At 53.8% G+C, this 286-nt stretch carries 1 pseudogene; it reads right to left on the reverse strand.

The features are described 5' to 3' along the window. Positions 1-286 (reverse strand): annotated as a pseudogene (gene ubiX / locus LZP73_RS20550) (flavin prenyltransferase UbiX); the annotation flags it as partial.

Below are 286 nucleotides of genomic sequence, written 5' to 3' on the forward strand. Positions count from 1 at the left end.
CACGCAGAGCACCAACGGGCGACGTTCTTTCAGCACCACATCTGCCGCACGGGTCAGTAAGCCATCAGTATAGCTATGGACAATGCCGGACAGGGTTTTGATTGAACAGGGTAAAATCACCATCCCCAACGTCTGGAAAGAACCGGAAGAAATGCTGGCAGCAATATCGCGCGCATCGTGTGTCACATCAGCTAACGCCTGCACTTCGCGCAGGGAAAAATCCGTTTCGAGGGATAAGGTCTGGCGCGCCGCCTGGCTCATTACCAGATGCGTTTCGATATCTGTG

The sequence above is a fragment of the Shewanella sp. AS16 genome (genome assembly GCF_021412365.1).
Taxonomy (GTDB): domain Bacteria; phylum Pseudomonadota; class Gammaproteobacteria; order Enterobacterales; family Shewanellaceae; genus Shewanella; species Shewanella salipaludis.